The following is an 18391-nucleotide window of genomic DNA, read 5'->3' on the forward strand; positions in this document are numbered from 1 at the left end:
CCGATTCCATATTGAAAAACGTCATCCGAAATTTTATAACTTTCTTTTCGAAAAAACCCGGTATCTTGTCGTCAAGGTACCGGGCTTTTTTAAAATAATTCGTATTAGTCAGCGTATTAAGCATTTCAAAACTCAAGTTGTCTTAATCTCAACATGCGGATAAAGACGTTTTCATGGATAGTCATCAACTCGTTCTCCAATCAGTCGTATAAAAAATGAACATCAATATCATCTAATGTTCATCATTCATCACGACATATGTTTTTTTTCGGCTCTCCGCGAGGCAGCAGAACACTGCCTGGGACCCTCTCAGCGGTATGTGTATGGCCGAAACAGACGACCTGTGCATGTTGTTCCTCGCCCCGATAGCGAATAGCGAGCGGATTTGATTTGACCTGATGCAGGTGCCCATGCGCAATAAAAAGGTTCAAGTCACCAAATTGTGCTGACTTGCTCTCAGGAAACTGGCATCAGTTATCGCAATACCGGCAACTTGAATGAATCCTTCCAGTGCCGGGTCGTCATTTCCAGTTCGAATCACCGGCAGTGGATTTTATGATCGACATGATGACGTTTGTTAATGGCTGTAAGTTCTGCCTGTTGAACGTGACTATCACGACAATTAATACACTTGGCATAACATATCACATCTGCTACCGGCAACTGTTTTGACCACTCTTCAAGCTGATTAATGGCATCGCTCCGGTGACTGGATGCTTGTTTTCCTCAGTGGAGCTTCGGCCCATTGTTTGTGTACCATCAAGGTATAAAAATAGGATCGTAGCCAAACCCATATGCCTGATGTGAGGTCGAAATTTCCCTCACACTGCCCTTTTTTAAATATGGTTGCCTCACCCGGCACAGCTAACCGCCAGGATACAAACAAACGTGCAGTGCGATCAGGCGTATCGATCGCCTGTATTCGTTCAAGCACTTTGTCGATGTAGCCTGATCATTTTGTTGTCACCGGCGTACCTTGCCGAATAAATCCCGGCCGTCCTTCCAATGCATCAATGACCAGACCGGAATCAATCCGCCAGAACAGGGCGTCTGCAGTAACTCTGAAATTTGTTCAGCTTTCAATGCAGCATTTTCTTCAAATGTCGTTCCTGTTTCCTCGATATCGTCTATTTCACGGGATAACTCCAGCAGCGAAAGAGCATTTATTCCGTAGTTGGCAAAGAATGACTTGAAATTCTTGTGCTTTACCGGCATTTTTCGTGGCAATAAATCAGTTCATTCATGGTGAATCTTCTTTGGTCTGTTTGTTCACCAATCCGGTAAGCGAGTTCGCCAAGGATTGTCTTTGGGATTGGTATTCAATCCTGCATTCCATCACCGGCAAGTCCCCAGCATGTTTGCAGCTGATTATTTGTAAACGTTGCTCCTCCCGGTCCCTGTATTTCGATAAATTCACCTGCTTCCGTCATACAACGTCATATCACAGCAGCTTCAGAGTCTTCCTGGTATTCAAATCAAGCAATTCTGCCCGTCGAAGAAATACCAGGAAAGGGCGGCAAGAAAATCTGTGACAGGCATTTTTAATGGGTTTAGACTGAAGTAACGTATTTAAAAGCTAAACAACGGCAACAAATGCTCCTGTTATCGAAGCTGTTTCGGGTACCGCCATCAGCCTGAATAACGTCACATCAACCAAACAGTACGTTCACCGATTTGATTCAAATCGACAACTGATCTTAGTGCACGTCCAATTAAACGCTGAATTTCCATCGTTCTGCCGCTTACTTTTCTTTAGAGATCACGGATATTACGCTGGCTCCGTCGCTCTCGGAAGCATGGCATATTCCTGCCGTGATCCAGCCTTTCCCTGACTCGCATAAAAGGGCACCCGATCTCAATACTTTGCATGCATATACTTTTTGTGTCACCAATTCAATAAGTAGACCCTTCGGATGTTTAATATAATCGGTGTTAATCGTTACTGGTCGTAATTCGTTAAACTCGCGCTGGTCATTTCTCAATAGAACCTATGCCTCCTTAACTATGCATCCACGGTTTATCCTAACATATTTTTTACAATCAGACATGAATTATGAGTATCAGGGCGAAAAGAAAAAGACTGCTCAGCACAGCCTTTTTTAACTATAGCTTTTTCAGCAGAGAAAAACGATTGGGCCGTTACGGGGTTCTGTATATGCTTCCCGTTTTCATTAAACAGCGTCTCAACATCCTCCACCTTTACTTCAAACAGCTTCCACGCTTCATCTTGTGTCAGTGTTCGTACAACGTTTCCATGACTTCATTGGAAATGACAGCATCATCCGTGTTCTGCAAACTTCTGATGAAACCAACTTCAAGCACACATCGGTTTAAACTTGGATCACTGGTCATTTCTGTAGATTATTAGAGACATGCTGGCAAATTGGTTATCAGCTCCGGCCTTCCATTAATGTCTGAATCATAGATCCGTATAAACCACTATCTTCCGCATCAATATATTGGTGACAGGTACAAAATATTGATTGTCACCTTGAGCAGATGGGTAGTACATGTGGACAGTTCGTTTGCCATCAAATCCACTGAATTGGATTGAACCAGGTTTATACATTCACTCTGAAATAGCCATCACCAATAGGCGTCCATCAACAGGCATTGTCTCCTGTGGTTTCCGTTAATACGCAGTTCATGTTATCAACACCATCAAAAACTGTTTACTGTTGAAAGTCCATGGCTTGCAGTATTCCAACCTCATTTCCGCCTGATAATTTCTCGAAATTCCTCAGAGACATCGACAAACCATTGTTCCGTTATCTTCCAGGTTCAATCCAAGTATTTGCGTACCTGCTGGTAATACAGCCTGAAATCCATTTGGCATATGATGTAACGGCCCGTCTATCACGAGATGTTCTAACGCTTGTTCTGGCTACCTGATTGGATTCGCTTTGGGCAGTTGTAATGTCTGGAAGCTACCATTACCATGGAATCAAGTAAATATAACTGTCTGTCAACCGTTTCAGGTGTTGTTCCCTCATCCTCTTCAGCTTCTTTCCTGACTTCCTTCCTCCTTCGTATTTACTTCTTCACCTTCACCTGTTCATCTTCCAAATCATCGACTGTTTCAGCATCTTGCGGGATCCATTTCTTCGTTATTTATGAATTGTTCCCCTGAAAACACCCGATAATTATAATAGTTGAGAAACACCGTTAGGCTTAATAGCATAGACTGCGCTTTCTGGCATGTTTTTCCCTCCTACGATGGTTTGTACTATTATATATACGAGCTCACAAAAAATTTAGACCAACCTGTAAATAAAAAATTGAATCCTCTCTGAACAAAAATATCAGAAAGGATTCTGGATGACAGCTTTTCCGATCGTAAACCGACTGAAATAATCAGTGGATTTCCTTGAAATACGCTCAGTAATCATTGCAAATAACCCTATATCACCGGTTGCATAAAAATTGGTGATTGGTGTTATTCCTCCTTGATACAAAGATCATGGAAATCGAGATCGTACTGGCCTCTCGTGCCGTTTCTTCACTCGATGAGATAACCATAACCTGATTTCCAATCACTTTTTGAATCGTATCTTTGATTAACGGATAATGTGTGCATCCGAGAATCAGTGTATCAATATGATTTTGCTCCTTCAAAGGCATTAACGACGTTTCTACAATTTCATCAGCCTTGGCACCGGATAAAACACCCTGTTCAACCATTGGAACAAACAATGGGCATGCCAGCGGGTTAACATGAATATTGGCATTAATGTTTTGCAATGCCTTTGTATAGGCATCACTTCGAATTGTTCCTTCTGTTCCAATCACACCTATATGGGTGTTTTTCGTGAACTTAATGGCTGCGCGTGCCCCGGGATTGATGACCCCAATAACTGGAATCGACAGTTGATTCTCCAGTTCATTTAAGGTAAAAGCTGTAGCTGTATTACATGCAATCACAAGCATCTTAATGTCCTTATCAAGTAAAAAATTCACCATTTCCCATGTGAATGTTTTAACCTCATCTTTGGATCTTGGCCCGTACGGACATCTCAGTGTATCACCTAAATAAATTAATCTTTCACCCGGCAGCTGACGCATAAGTTCATGAGCGACTGTCAAACCGCCCACACCGGAATCGATTACTCCTATTGCCTGATTCAAAAAATCGCCTCTTCTTGCTGTTATTTTTGGTCCACATGCTGCATTTCTTCATACAGAAACGTTAACATATCGTTTAATGTTTCAGTTTGTTCTGTTGAAAAGTTTTCCAGTACGTCACCTAAATATTCCTGACGTTTTTTAATCACTTCATTTATAATCGTTCGCCCTTTTTCCAAAACATGAATTCTTACGACACGCCGGTCTTTTGTATCTCTCACCCGTTCAACGAGCTGGTTTTTTTCCAGCCGGTCCACCAGATCTGTTGTTGTACTGAATGCCAATCCATTTTTATTTGAAAGTTCTCCAATTGTTAAATCACCTTCAATGAGGAACTGCAAGGCGATGAATTGCGGTGACGTGATTGGGTAATGATTGAGTATTTTTCGCCCGTTCTGTTTGATCATACCAGATATGTAGCGTAATCGTTTTTCAAGATTTGCAATTGTTTCTGATGATATATCCTGATTCAAGACGGGTGCCCCCTCATGAATATTCCAATTTTATGTACATATTTTAACATAACATGACAAAAATATCAGTTTATCTTACGGAACCATATCATTTAAGCTGAGAAAAACTTTCCCGGATCCTGAGAGTAGTGTGACTACTGTCATAATATTTAACTTCCTCCAAAATGTGCTCACCGTTTACACATATCTTCATACACTAATAGTGACTAAATAATTTACCCTTCATCTGCAGCTCTTTGACAGCAAGGAGGGGTTATCACTTGAAGGACAACGAGTACAAACCGAAGCAACTATTAACGAAACGCGAAAAAGAAGTATTTGAGCTCTTAGTACAAGATAAAACAACAAAAGAAATTGCCCAGGAATTGTTTATATCTGAGAAAACGGTCCGGAACCATATTTCCAATTCAATGCAGAAATTGGGTGTCAAGGGGCGATCACAAGCTGTCGTAGAACTTCTCCGCATGGGGGAGTTAAAGCTTTAGGAAAAACCGACTTTCTTTTTAGGAAGTCGGTTTTTTCCTCTCTATGTTGTCTGCCAGTCGCTCTTTTATGGAATCAGATAATGGGGCTGGTTTTCCTGTTTCAGGATTTATGTATACCATTCTTCCGCGTCCTGTTAAACAAAGATGTTCGTCTTCATTTAACGCCATGTAATGGACGTCCAGAGATGTGTTGCCAACATGATCCACTTTAACATATAACGTGAGGTTCTCATTAAAATAGATCTGCTTATGATAATCACATTGCAGATCCGCCACTATTGGCATTGCTGCGTCACTTTGATTATCAAAAAGGCCTGATGCTTTTAGAAATTCAATGCGCGCTTCTTCAAAATAAATAAACGGTGACACATTATTCACATGCCCAAACATGTCCGTTTCAGAAAAACGGATTTTGACCGGAATAAAAAATGAAAATTCAGACCGCCATTCTTGCATGTTATCAATATATGAAATCCTGCCCAATTCATTGCCTCCTTATTAAAAATGACCCTCGCCAATAGGCAAGCAAGGGTCATCATAGATTAATAGATTTAACTTAATGTGCTTCGTCGCTGCCAAAGAAGTTCTTGAATGCTTGAATGTTTGTAGCACGGTTCATAGCAGCAATTGATGTAGTTAATGGTATACCTTTAGGACATACTTGAACACAGTTCTGTGCGTTGGCTGCAGCCTGAGATGCCTCCATCTTCATCAAGCCATCCAAGCGTTCACTTGCGTTCATTTCACCTGTGGATGGGCATTGAACAAACGCACTTTGTGGACAGGCCCGCCCGATAAAGTCAGATTTGTCATTCACATTCGGACAAGCCTCCAGGCAAACACCGCAACTCATGCATTTGGACAGCTCGTATGCCCATTGGCGTTTTTTCTCCGGCATACGCGGCCCCGGACCAAGGTCATGTGTCCCGTCGATTGGTATCCATGCCTTGACTTGTTTCAATGCATCAAACATCTGTTCACGATCAACAAACAGATCACGAATGACCGGGAATGTGCTCATCGGCTCAAGATGGATTGGCTGCTCCAAATCATCCACCAGCGCTGCACATGATTGCCGTGCTGTTCCATTAATAACCATGGAACAAGCACCGCAAACCTCCTCAAGGCAATTCATATCCCATTGAACCGGTGATGTATTCTCCCCATCGGCATTTACAGGATTTCTTTGTATCTCCATCAGCCCGGAAATAACGTTCATGTTTGTTTTATATGGTATTTCAAAGGTCTCTTTATAAGGAGAAGCATCCGGGCTATCCTGACGTGTAATGACAAACGTAACAGTACTTTGCTCAGCCATTTCAACCTACTCCCTTCATTTTTGTTTGGAATAATCGCGCTTACGCGGTGTAATATGGGAAACATCCACATCCTCGTAAGTAATGACAGGTTCATCATTCTCTTTATCATACTCTGCAATCGTCGTTTTCAGGAAGTTCTCATCATCTCGTTCAGGGAATTCCGGCTTATAATGTGCACCACGTGTTTCATCACGTTTCAGAGCGCCGTTTGTGATCACACGGGCCAGGTGAAGCATGCTTTCAAGTTGGCGTGTGAACATAACACCCTGGTTATTCCAGCGGGACGTATCATTGATATTGATATTTTCCCAGCGTTCCATCAGCTCTTTAATCTTCTTATCTGTCTCTTTCAGCCTGTCGTTATAACGGACAACGGTTACGTTATCTGTCATCAATTCTCCCAGTTCTTTATGAATCTGGTAAGCATTTTCAGTACCATCCATTTGCATCAATTTCTCAAATTTATCCTGTTCTTCTTTTTCCTTGTCTTCAAACAGTTTTGACGGTAAGTCGTCAACGTGTTTATCCAGACCGTCGATATATTCAATGGCTTTCGGACCAGCTACAGTTCCGCCGTAAATAGCCGAAAGCAATGAGTTGGCACCTAAGCGGTTTGCGCCATGCTGTGAATAATCACATTCACCCGCAGCAAAAATACCCGGAATACTGGTCATCTGATTATAATCAACCCAAAGACCGCCCATTGAGTAGTGAACAGCAGGGAAAATTTTCATAGGGACTTTGCGCGGATCCTCGCCAACAAATTTTTCATAAATCTCAATGATACCGCCCAATTTGACATCAAGTTCTTTCGGATCTTTATGGGACAAATCCAGATAAACCATGTTCTCGCCGTTAACGCCGAGCTTCTGATTGACACAAACATCAAAGATTTCGCGTGTTGCCACATCACGTGGCACCAGATTACCGTATGCCGGATATTTCTCTTCCAGGAAGTACCATGGCTCACCGTCTTTATATGTCCAGACACGTCCACCTTCACCACGTGCCGATTCACTCATCAGACGCAGTTTATCATCGCCGGGTATGGCGGTTGGATGGATTTGAATAAATTCACCATTCGCATACTTAGCACCTTGCTGATATAGTATACTGGCTGCTGAACCGGTATTAATCATCGAGTTGGTGGATTTGCCAAAGATGATTCCGGGACCGCCCGATGCTATGATGACAGCATCTGACGGGAATGACTTAATCTCGTGTGAACGAATATTTTGACCAACAATGCCGCGCCCGACATTGTCTTCATCAATAACCGCGCCAACGAACTCCCAGCTTTCATATTTATTAACCAGGCCTTCCACTTCATAACGGCGGACCTGTTCATCCAGAGCGTACAACAATTGCTGTCCCGTCGTTGCGCCTGCATACGCTGTGCGATGATGCTGTGTACCTCCGAAACGACGGAAATCAAGAAGCCCCTCAGGTGTGCGGTTAAACATGACACCCATACGGTCGAGCATGTTAATGATGCTTGGAGCCGCATCACACATGGCTTTTACCGGCGGCTGGTTGGCAAGGAAGTCACCGCCATAGATCGTATCATCAAAGTGAATATCTGGTGAATCGCCTTCGCCTTTCGTATTGACAGCACCATTAATTCCACCTTGAGCACACACAGAGTGAGAACGTTTGACAGGCACAATAGAAAACAAATCTACATTCACACCTGCTTCAGCTGCTTTGATCGTTGCCATAAGGCCGGCTAAACCGCCGCCAACAACAATAACTTTCCGGTTACTCATATGGATTACTCACTCCTTGTTCTCTGTATTAAAAGGTTGTTTGCGTACTATTAAACACCGTACGCAAATTGAATCAGTGTTCTGACACCTACATAGCTAAGAGCCAGGAAGACAATCAATGTTAAGTATGTAACAATCTTCTGGGATTTTGGTGATTGTGTGAAGCCCCATGAAACCAGGAAACTCCAAAGACCATTCGCAAAATGGAAGGTCGTTGATATAACACCAATAATATAGAACCAGAACATGACCGGGCTCGCAAGAATATTTTCCATCAGGTTATAATCCAGTTCCTCATTGCCAAGACCGATTTGAACACGTGTCTCCCATACGTGCCATACAATAAATACAAACGTAATGATACCGGTTACCCGCTGCAGGTAAAACATCCAGTTACGGAAATAACCGTATCGTCTTGTATTGTTCTTTGCAACAAAGACAATATAAACCCCTAATATTGCATGAAATAGAATCGGCAGGTAAATAACCAGGATTTCCAACGCTAAACGGAACGGCAAATCATGCATGAATCCAGCCGCCTGATTAAAGCTTTCTTCACCATACACAGCAAAGTGGTTAACAACCAAATGCTGAATAAGAAAAATCCCGATCGGAACTACCCCTAACAAGGAGTGGAGCCTGCGGTAAAAAAACTCTCGATGTTCTGCCATTTGTTACCCCCCTTGGTTTAAATGTTAATATTGCAGTCAGTACACTTTTTTGACAATGAACCTTACTTACTTTTATTGCCCAAAAATGTACAATTTATGACATACTTATTGTAATCCTAACTATGATAAGCGTCAAGAAAAGGACCAGGACATTTTGCTAAAATATGAAAATTTAACTGATGCTGCTTGCACTTTGACGCTATTGCATAGATAATGAAATCAGATATAATTTTTAGATTAACCAATGTATCTTACGTGCATTAGTTATGGGAAAGGATGACACCAATGTCTAAAAATCACGAATCCATGCCTGTTACACTTCTGGATCAACTGCATACATCAGGAGCTGGATATGATATGATCCGCTACATCGGTTTACCCGATATGTTCGGTACCGAGTCCAATACGCTCCTCTATTTCATGGGTAAAAACCTGGCCAGAAAACTTAATATAGAGTCCATATCCGATATTGTTTATGCCTTTGAAAAATTAGGCTGGGGTCAATTAGAACTTTTTAAAGAAAAAAAGAAAGAACTTGTTTTTCAATTAATGGCAGATTCGGTCGTATATCGTTTAAGTGCTCCTCTTGAAACTGAATTCCGCCTGGAAGCAGGCTTTTTGGCAGAATCAGTCGAACAAATTAAAGAACGGTCATGCGAATGTCGTGAAGAACTTCATAAGAAAATTCATCAAATCGAATTCACCGTATTATTTACCGATTAAAATTATGGACTGGATTTCACTCAGATTTTCTCTGTATCAATAAGTCTTTGACGATCTCATTTTATTTTTCATATCATACTAAGGGGGCGGAACAGATTACGTTGTTTCGCTCCCTTCTTCATCATTTAAATGCGTCAGAATATTTTGAGCAACGTCTTGCGGAACACCCAGTTTCATAATATTTTCCAGGGACGTATGTTTGATTTCGTTAACGGATTTGAAATGCGTCAACAGTAATCGCCTTCTTTTCTCACCAACTCCGGGAATATTATCCAGCTTTGACTTGAATAAATTTTTCCCGCGCAACTGTCTGTGAAATGAAAGGGCAAACCGGTGGACTTCATCCTGGACCCTCTGTACAAGATAAAATGCCTGGGACTGCCTGGATAATTGAATAACCCCAGGTGGATCACCATACAACAATTCACTTGTTTTATGTTTATCATCTTTTGCAAGTCCGCACAGCGGAACATCCAACCCCAGTTCATTTTCCAAAACATCGAGTGCAGCGCTCATCTGACCTTTTCCGCCATCGACAATAATCAGGTCCGGAAGTGGTGACTTTTCCTTCAGTACGCGTGTATAACGGCGGCGTATCACTTCCCGCATCGTCTCATAATCATCCGGCCCTTCAACATCTCTGATTTTATATTTGCGATACTCTTTTTTATCAGGTCTTCCATCTGTAAAAACAACCATTGCCGACACAGGATCAGTCCCCTGGATATTGGAATTGTCAAACGCTTCAATGCGATGAGGGGTTTCAATATGGAGTGCTTCACCCAATTTTTCCACTGCTTGTATCGTTCGTTCCTCATCACGTTCAATCAGCGAAAATTTCTCGTCCAGTGCAATTTTTGCATTTTTCATGGCTAATTCCACAAGTTCTTTTTTCCTGCCGCGAAATGGTGTGTGTACATTAATTTGCAGTAATTCACTTAATAAATCAGTATCAGTGCCGATTGGCAGCAGCAGCTGTTTCGGCTTCAGATGGTGCTGATGTAAATAGAACCTCCCGATAAAACTGATAAATGTGTCGTCGGGATCATCAAAAAATGGAAATATCGACACATCCCGTTCAATTAACTTTCCCTGTCTGACAAAGAATACTTGTACACACATCCACCCTTTGTCATAACTGTAACCGAATAGATCCCGATCCACCGAATCATTTAATGTCATGCGCTGTCTTTCCATGACAGCTTCAAGATGCTGAATCAAATCACGCAGTTCTTTTGCTCTTTCAAAGTTCAGTTCTTCACTTGCTTCCTGCATTTTTTTACTCAAGTCGTCTTTAATCGCTTTGTGTCCGCCCTGCAAAAATGACGTTATATTTTGGGTGATTTCCTTGTATGTTTCTTCCTGTACCGGTGTTTCACTGCAGGCCAGACATTGTCCCATGTGGTAATATATACAAGGACGACCCGGCGGATTATTGCACTTACGCAGTGGATACAATCGATCAAGCAGTTTTTTTGCTTCCCTGGCTGCCAGAACGTTCGTATAAGGCCCAAAATACTTTCCTTTATCTTTTTTTATATTCCTTGTGATAAGAAGCCTCGGGTGCCGCTCATTAGTGATTTTCAGATACGGATAGGACTTATCATCTTTTAGACGGACATTGTATCTGGGGTCGTATTTTTTAATTAAATTCATTTCCAGAATCAATGCTTCCATTTCGGATGTCGTCACGATATACTCAAAATCCTGAATTTCCTGCACAAGCCGTTGTGTTTTTTTATCATTTGCACCGGTAAAATAAGACTTGACCCTGTTTCGGAGCACTTTGGATTTCCCGACATAAATGACAGTATCATGCTTGTCTTTCATCAAATAACATCCGGGCTGCAACGGCAATACTGCGAGTTTTTCCTTTAGTTGCTGGTTCATCTGCCTACTCATCCCCTGAAAATAGTGTACCAGATTATAGAGAATCCCTTGTCACTTAATGTAACAAGGGATCATATAACACGTCTCTCGTACTATTATACACCTTAGGAAGCATGTTTGTTAATTAAATCAACCAATGCTTCCTTAGGCTGAAAACCGACAACTTGATCAACGACTTTCCCATCTTTAAACAATAGGAGTGTTGGTATACTCATAACACCGTATTTTCCGGCGGTTTCCTGATTTTCATCAACATCCAGTTTGACAATTTGTACTTTATCTTCCATTTCACCGTCTATTTCTTCCAATACTGGTGCAATCATTTTGCAAGGTCCACACCATGGTGCCCAGAAATCAGCTAACACTAGACCCTCAGCTGTTTCCTGTCCAAAATTTTGATCAGTCACATGTTCAATTGCCATTTTTATTTCCCTCCTCAATCACTTAACTGTGGTTAGAGTATATCATCGTTAGTCGTTCCTCGCGAATAGTTTGCTTATTCAAACTGAAGACGACGTGAAAGGTGCCGATTAGCCAAAAAGATCTGACCGGAAGCGATCAGATCTTTTCTCCGTTTAGCTGTTTTCTCAAAGATTGTTGTTTTTAGCACAAAACCCATAAAGTGAAACTTCATTCAGCGGAGCGTATTTTTCCGCTGAAGCAAAGGAACAAAGGCTAAATTCGTCACGTCCTGTGACAACGCCTTTGTGACCCGCATCGTGCGGGCCCGAACCGTATCGGGCATTTAGGGTCAGTTAGCCGCCGTATTTTGGCGGATTACTGACCATTAGATGCAGGATAAACTGCGAATTAGAGTGCTTTGATTACACATAAATAAATATAATTATAATGCACAAAACAGCGGAGGAAATACACGGAGACTCCAGCGGGAGGATAGGCATAGGTGAGACCCCGCAGCGCGTCAGCGCGAGGAGGCTCACCAGCCGCCCGCGGAAAGCGGAGTGTATTTCCGGAGCGGTATTATTGCGCACAATATTTTACTATGTCGCTGTTTATATCAACTAAGCAAAAAAGTTTATGAAAAGAAACTCCGGTTTAAACGGCGACTTTCTTCAGTTCTTCCGTCAGTTTTGGAATGACTTCGAATATATCACCGACAATTCCATAATCCGCTACATTGAAGATGTTGGCTTCAGGATCTTTATTGATAGCAACAATCACTTTTGAGTTTGACATACCGGCTAAGTGTTGAATGGCACCGGATATTCCGACTGCAATATATAAATCAGGTGTTACGACTTTACCGGTCTGACCAATTTGCAGGGAATAATCGCAATATTCTGCGTCGCACGCACCGCGTGAAGCTCCGACTGCTCCTCCTAAAACATCAGCCAGTTCATATAAAGGTTCGAAGCCTTCTTCACTTTTTACACCGCGCCCGCCGGCAACAATGACATTTGCTTCAGATAAATCAACACCGTCAGAAGCCTTACGGATGACATCTTTAATAACGGTATGAATATCTTTGACATCAACGTCTTTTGTGCTCACTTCACCGGAACGTGAATCATCACGGTCTAATGCCGGAATATTGTTCGGTCGAATCGTCACGAACGTTAAGCCGCTGGTGATGGCCTTTTTCTCAAATGCCTTTCCGGAGTAAATTGGCCTGATAAACACAGCTTTTTCCCCGTCATTCTCAATATCTGTCGCATCCGAAATCAGACCTGTTTCCAGTTTTGCTGCAAGCTTTGGTGTTAAATCTTTCCCGATTGCAGTATGACCCATGACGATACCATCCGGTGATTCATCATCAATAACTGCCATAATTGCCTGTGAATAACCTTCTGATGTATACTGTTCCAACTTGTCATGCTTTACTGTAACAACACGGTCTGCTCCATGATAGATTACTTCCTGGCCTTGTTCATTCAGTTCATCACTGCCGCATAAAACACTGACAATCTCTGCCTCGGAATCGATTTTTTTAGCAGCTGCCACCGCTTCAAACGTTACATTACGCAATTCCCCATCTCTTGCTTCCCCTATAACAAGTAATTTATCGCTCTCTCCGATAAGTTTAAAGTACTTTTGCATCATCTTTAAGCAGGGAGACCAATTCCTTCACCTGGTCATCAATCTCACCTTCAAGAATCCTTCCTGCTTCTTTTTCAGGAGGCAGAAATACATCAGTTGTTTCAGTTTTTGCTTCGACATCATCTTCATCCAGATCCAAATCATCAATTTCCAGTTCTTCCAATGGTTTTTTCTTGGCTTTCATGATGCCAGGAAGTGATGGATACCTGGGCTCATTTAATCCTTGCTGACAAGTTATCAAGAGCGGAAGATTTGTTTCAATTTTTTCGACATCACCTTCAACATCTTTATCAATATTTGCAGCGTCTCCATCAATTTCAAGCGCAGTGATCGTCGTTACACAATTGATTCCAAGGCCTTGTGCAAGTCTTGGTCCGACTTGCCCGCTCGCTTCATCAATGGCTACGTTTCCTCCCAGAATGAGATCGGGTTCCTTATCTTCAAAGTAGGCTTCAAGAATTTTCGCTGTGGTGAACTGATCACCATCCTCTAAATCATCTTCTGTATTAATCAGGACGGCTTTATCCGCTCCCATCGCAAGGGCCGTGCGCAATTGCTTCTCAGCTTCTTCATCACCGACTGTCACAACCGTAACTTCCCCATCGTGTTCATCGCGCTGTTTAATGGCTTCTTCCACGGCATATTCATCATATGGATTGATGATGTATTCAGCACTTTCATCTTCAATTTGGCCATCAGATACAATAATTTTTTCTTCTGTATCAAATGTTCGCTTTAACAATACGTATATGTTCATGTATGTCATCCTCCTTATAGTGTAATGATTTCTTTATTTGTCCCGGAAGTTTGGTTTACGCTTTTCAATAAAGGCCTGCACGCCCTCTTTTGCGTCTTCAGAACCAAAAATTCCGGCAAATGCTTTTGCTTCTGCCTGGATCCCGCTCGCAAACTGATCTGTTTTGGCATAAGGGATTAATCCCATCACAGCATTTATGGACAGTTTGCTTCCGGCGGCAATTGTTTCTGCCAGCTCAAGTGCTTTATCAAAAACGTCTTCCTCTTCCACAACCTGATTCGCAAGTCCGGCCGCTTTCGCTTCTGAACCACTGATTGGCTGACCGGTCAGAATCATTTCATATGCTTTTGCCGTTCCAACATAATTCGGCAATCGCTGTGTTCCGGCAAAGCCAGGTATAATCCCGAGTGTTACTTCGGGCAACCCAAGTTTGGCATGTTCCGTAACAATCCGGATGTGGCAAGCCATTGCAAGTTCAAGACCGCCTCCTAAAGCAGCGCCGTGGATAGCAGCAATAACCGGTATTGGAAACTGTTCAATCCGGTCAAATAATTGCTGACCTTTTTCAGACAGAGATTGATAATCAGATGCGTTTTGCTGGGACGTAAACTCTTTAATATCTGCACCAGCGGAGAAGAATTTGCCTTCTCCCTTCAAAACCACTGCTTTCACTCCGAAATCGGTTTCAATTTTGTCCAGGTTATCACTTAAATCACTTAATAGATTACTAGATAAAGCGTTTGCCGGCGGACTTTGAATCGTAAGTACCACAACATTGTCTTTCACTTCATAAGCCAGTAAACCCAATGCAGTTCCCCCCTTCTTCTATGTTTTTTCGTAAAGACCGGCCGTGACAAATTCGTGTACATCTGTCGCTTGCTGGATAAGATCATATTTTTGTTCTTTCATGACCCAATTGGTGACAATTTCATCCAGTGTGCCAAAAATCATCTGTCTGACCAGCGGAATACTGAGATCTTCACGGAAAACCTTTTCCTGAATCCCTTCCTTGATTATATCATCAATGACAACAAGATAGGGCTTTAAAACCTGATTAATTTCCAATCTGAGTCTTGTGTTGGATTGTCGTAATTCCAACTGTGTAACAATTGCCAGGTGACGATCTTCCGCAAGCTGCCGAAGATGCATTTCCATTAATGTGAATAATTTTTCATCAGCAGTACTCTTTTCACTGATACCGTGTGCAATTTTCTCAATGAACTGACCCATTTTTTCTTCAAAAACAGATATCAGGATATCCTCTTTATTTTTAAAATAAAGGTAAATGGTGCCATCTGCAACGCCTGCTTTCTTGGCAATCCTGGATACTTGTGAAGCATGATAACCATTTTCTGCAATGACTTCTACGGCCGCTTCAATAATTTGATTGTACTTTGGTTTATTTTTTTTCATGACTAACTCCTTAGCAATCACAATACCATTAAATGAATGAATAATCATTCACGTTTTATTCTATATCGTTATGAAGCATTTGTCAATATAGTGGTGTGCAAATTGCTGAATCAAGAGTTGGTATGTGTATGTTTCACACGGTCTCACTTGCAGCCGTTTTTTCTTTTTCCTCATCAACCAGCTGTTGGCGCAGCACTTTTCCGACGGCTGTTTTTGGCAGCTCATCGCGGAATTCATAGATTCGGGGAACCTTGAATCCAGCCAGATTTTTACGGCAAAATGTGTTTAACTCTTCTTCATCTGTTTCATAACCGGATTTCAGAACAACGAACGCTTTGACCGTTTCGCCGCGGTATGGATCTGGAATCCCGGCAACAACTGCTTCCTGAACTGCTTCATGTTCATATAATACTTCTTCAACTTCCCGTGGGTAAATATTGTAGCCCCCGGCAATGATCACACTCTTTTTCCGGTCTACAATGTAAAAATAACCATCCTCATCCATATAGCCCATATCACCAGTGAACAACCACCCATCTTTCAGGACGTTATCGGTTTCTTCCTGGTTGTTCCAGTAACCTTTCATGATTTGCGGTCCCTTGACGGCCACCTCACCAACTTCACCGACGTTTGCTTCTTCGCCGCTCTCCAGCATGATTTTTGCATCTGTGTCAGGCCACGGCACACCAATACTGCCGTTAACACGCTTACTCCATATGAAATTGGCATGTGTGACCGGCGACGACTCAGTTAATCCATACCCTTCCACCAAATTACCATTGGTAATGTTTTCAAACTCTTCCTGTACCTCCAGCGGTAATGGTGCAGAGCCGCTAATACAGGCATTGATTGATGACAGGTCATATTTTTGCAGGTCTGGATGGTTCAATAACCCGACATAAATCGTTGGTGCGCCAGGAAACATGGTTGGTTTTTGTTTCTGGATTGTTTTAAGCACATCTCCTGCATCAAATTTGGGCATCAGAATCATTTTGGACCCATACATAATGGACATGTTCATAACGGTCGTCATCCCATATACGTGGAAAAATGGCAGTACACCCATAATCCTTTCCTCACCGGGTTTGGTTTTGTATAACCATTTTTGGCACATTTGCACATTGGAAACCAGATTGTAGTGGGTAAGCATCACGCCTTTTGGAAGTCCGGTTGTTCCGCCGGTGTACTGCAATAATGCCAAATCCTCTTTTGGGTCTATATTAACTGGGGTATAGTGTTCATTACCATTATTAATAATCGATTGCCAGACATGTGTGTCGTTTGATTGTTCCACTTTAACTACCATGTTATACTCTCTCTTCTGAATGAAAGGGTATATCAGGTTTTTAGGAAAAGGTAAGTAATCCTTTATACCTGTTACAATTGTATGTTTTAGCTCGGTATTCCCACGTACATTTGTAACGCGCGGCAACAAAATATCCAAACAAACAATAAATGTGGAACCTGAATCATTCAGCTGATACTCAAGCTCTCTTTCTTTGTAAAGCGGATTTGTTTGAACGACAACCGCCCCTGCAAGCAATGCCCCATAATAACTGATCACGGCCTGTGGGCAATTTGGCAGCATAATCGCGACCCTATCACCCTTCTTTAGACCCAGAGACTGAAAATAACTTGCCAATTTCTTTGCCTGAGAATAGATATCTATAAATGTCATTTCCTTTCCCATGAAGTGAAGCGCTTTCTTTTCAGGGAAATTTTCAGCATTCATCGCCAAAAAGGAATCAAGCGGCTTCTCATCATACGCAATCGTTACCGGAATTTCATCCGGATAGTGCGTATGCCAGTTCTTTTGTTCCACCATGAATTTTCCTCCTTTATTATTTGATACCCCCATTATACCGATAAATGTGTATTTTTTGAATCTTAATACTGCATTTTATGAAATTTTTTAAAAGCGGGTTCAAAAAGGAGGATAAAAAGGACCGGGAAGTTCGAGGCGGCGCAGTTTCGAGCAGCGGGCTTCCACAGGATGTGGTGAGTTCTGCGTTGCCCACAGGACGTGGGCGGTTTTAGCAGAACTTCCCCTATGCTTTTAAATACATGAGCACAAGGATTGCTTCCCTGAATCCGCATCGCACGCAGGAAAAGCGGTTTTCTTTTCCAAGGAGCGGAGAAACAAGTCAACGGAGAAATTCGATGTGTCATTTTTACCGGACTTTTTGAACAACCACTTTAAATAAAATAGAAAATCCCGACAACCAAAAACACCACAGCTACAACAAACATTATTTTTGCCAAACGTTCCAGTAACAATTTAAACTCCCCCAATACTTGCGCCAATAACGAATGCTAACCCGACCGAGATTAGCAGCGATATAAGCCCGACTGCTTTATTTCCATGTCCGATTTCCTCATCGATTTTTATCGATGGTGTCATGAATTCAAAGATGATATAACCAAGCAGTAATAAAATAAATCCAAAAGTACCCCAACCTATCATCTCAAGTAACGAATTATTATGTTCAATGGCGTATCGAAAAACGATGGCAATACCGAATATTTTCCCACCGGTTGCCATGGCGACTGCAAGATTGCCATTTTTGATTTCCTGCCAGTTGCGGTAAGATGTCACAAACTCGAAAATGGCCAGAAATACGATGGTACCAAGAATAACAACGCTGTATCTTGCAGCCGTTTCAACCAGGATATTTTCCCAAAAACCAGTCATTTTCAACAAACCCCTTTGTTAA

16 protein-coding genes and 3 pseudogenes are annotated in these 18391 nt (G+C 42.0%); 2 read left to right on the top strand and 17 right to left on the bottom strand.

Going from position 1 to position 18391, the window contains the following annotated elements; translation table 11 throughout:
* Positions 1-242 precede the first annotated feature (242 nt).
* The 5 genes and pseudogenes from Len3610_RS21780 to Len3610_RS08345 form a co-directional block, all read right to left on the bottom strand.
* Positions 243-455, bottom strand: a pseudogene (locus Len3610_RS21780) (metallophosphoesterase family protein); the annotation flags it as partial.
* 508 nt (positions 456-963) lie between these two features.
* Positions 964-1227, bottom strand: coding sequence for a non-canonical purine NTP pyrophosphatase (locus tag Len3610_RS20820; RefSeq protein ID WP_255259845.1), 264 nt, complete (start codon positions 1225-1227; stop codon positions 964-966).
* Positions 1206-1982: pseudogene (gene rph, locus Len3610_RS08335) on the bottom strand (ribonuclease PH). Before rph ends, Len3610_RS20820 begins: the two are co-directional and overlap by 22 nt.
* A gap of 1320 nt (positions 1983-3302) precedes the next feature.
* Positions 3303-4125 (bottom strand): annotated as a pseudogene (racE, locus tag Len3610_RS08340) (glutamate racemase).
* Between the two features lie 20 nt (positions 4126-4145).
* Entirely contained in the window at positions 4146-4595 is a 450-nt protein-coding gene (locus Len3610_RS08345) for a MarR family winged helix-turn-helix transcriptional regulator (protein ID WP_176447540.1), read from the bottom strand.
* A 260-nt stretch (positions 4596-4855) separates the two neighbouring features.
* Between Len3610_RS08345 and Len3610_RS08350 the strand changes: the two genes are divergently transcribed.
* Complete coding sequence (locus Len3610_RS08350; RefSeq protein ID WP_090239084.1) at positions 4856-5080, top strand: helix-turn-helix domain-containing protein; 225 nt, start codon at positions 4856-4858, stop codon at positions 5078-5080.
* An 18-nt stretch (positions 5081-5098) separates the two neighbouring features.
* Here Len3610_RS08350 and Len3610_RS08355 read toward each other — a convergent pair whose 3' ends face one another.
* The 4 genes from Len3610_RS08355 to Len3610_RS08370 form a co-directional block, all read right to left on the bottom strand.
* Positions 5099-5563, bottom strand: coding sequence for an acyl-CoA thioesterase (locus Len3610_RS08355; protein ID WP_176447541.1), 465 nt, complete (start codon positions 5561-5563; stop codon positions 5099-5101).
* A 73-nt stretch (positions 5564-5636) separates the two neighbouring features.
* Complete coding sequence (gene sdhB, locus Len3610_RS08360; protein ID WP_176447542.1) at positions 5637-6398, bottom strand: succinate dehydrogenase iron-sulfur subunit; 762 nt, start codon at positions 6396-6398, stop codon at positions 5637-5639.
* A gap of 15 nt (positions 6399-6413) precedes the next feature.
* Complete coding sequence (gene sdhA, locus Len3610_RS08365) at positions 6414-8165, bottom strand: succinate dehydrogenase flavoprotein subunit (RefSeq protein ID WP_176447543.1); 1752 nt, start codon at positions 8163-8165, stop codon at positions 6414-6416.
* A 50-nt stretch (positions 8166-8215) separates the two neighbouring features.
* Entirely contained in the window at positions 8216-8836 is a 621-nt protein-coding gene (locus Len3610_RS08370) for a succinate dehydrogenase cytochrome b558 subunit (protein WP_176447544.1), read from the bottom strand.
* 285 nt (positions 8837-9121) lie between these two features.
* Here Len3610_RS08370 and Len3610_RS08375 point away from each other — a divergent pair, with 285 nt between their 5' ends.
* On the top strand, positions 9122-9559 hold the full coding sequence (locus Len3610_RS08375) for a YslB family protein (RefSeq protein WP_176447545.1): 438 nt from the start codon (positions 9122-9124) through the stop codon (positions 9557-9559).
* 96 nt (positions 9560-9655) lie between these two features.
* On the opposite strand, the gene uvrC is transcribed toward Len3610_RS08375, so the two are convergent.
* The 8 genes from uvrC to Len3610_RS08415 all read right to left on the bottom strand — a co-directional run bounded on the left by uvrC (position 9656) and on the right by Len3610_RS08415 (position 18369).
* Positions 9656-11449, bottom strand: a complete 1794-nt coding sequence (gene uvrC / locus Len3610_RS08380) for an excinuclease ABC subunit UvrC (RefSeq protein WP_176447546.1) — start codon at positions 11447-11449, stop codon at positions 9656-9658.
* Positions 11450-11553: 104 nt separating this feature from the next.
* Entirely contained in the window at positions 11554-11871 is a 318-nt protein-coding gene (trxA, locus tag Len3610_RS08385; RefSeq protein WP_010532457.1) for a thioredoxin, read from the bottom strand.
* A gap of 634 nt (positions 11872-12505) precedes the next feature.
* Entirely contained in the window at positions 12506-13507 is a 1002-nt protein-coding gene (locus tag Len3610_RS08390) for an electron transfer flavoprotein subunit alpha/FixB family protein (RefSeq protein WP_176449597.1), read from the bottom strand.
* The gene (locus Len3610_RS08395) at positions 13491-14264 is read right to left on the bottom strand and encodes an electron transfer flavoprotein subunit beta/FixA family protein (protein ID WP_176447547.1); all 774 of its coding nucleotides are present in this window, start codon (positions 14262-14264) and stop codon (positions 13491-13493) included. The genes Len3610_RS08390 and Len3610_RS08395 overlap by 17 nt, the downstream gene beginning before the upstream one ends.
* Positions 14265-14297: 33 nt before the next feature.
* Positions 14298-15071, bottom strand: a complete 774-nt coding sequence (locus Len3610_RS08400; RefSeq protein WP_176447548.1) for an enoyl-CoA hydratase — start codon at positions 15069-15071, stop codon at positions 14298-14300.
* Between the two features lie 18 nt (positions 15072-15089).
* A complete protein-coding gene (locus Len3610_RS08405; protein ID WP_176447549.1) occupies positions 15090-15677 on the bottom strand; it encodes a fatty acid metabolism transcriptional regulator FadR in 588 nt (195 codons plus the stop codon).
* A gap of 133 nt (positions 15678-15810) precedes the next feature.
* On the bottom strand, positions 15811-17502 hold the full coding sequence (locus tag Len3610_RS08410) for a long-chain-fatty-acid--CoA ligase (protein WP_176447550.1): 1692 nt from the start codon (positions 17500-17502) through the stop codon (positions 15811-15813).
* Between the two features lie 453 nt (positions 17503-17955).
* Complete coding sequence (locus Len3610_RS08415; RefSeq protein ID WP_176447551.1) at positions 17956-18369, bottom strand: DUF350 domain-containing protein; 414 nt, start codon at positions 18367-18369, stop codon at positions 17956-17958.
* Between the last annotated feature and the right edge of the window lie 22 nt (positions 18370-18391).

Origin of the sequence: Lentibacillus sp. CBA3610, from assembly GCF_013373365.1 — a bacterium.
In the GTDB taxonomy this organism is placed as follows: domain Bacteria; phylum Bacillota; class Bacilli; order Bacillales; family Amphibacillaceae; genus Lentibacillus.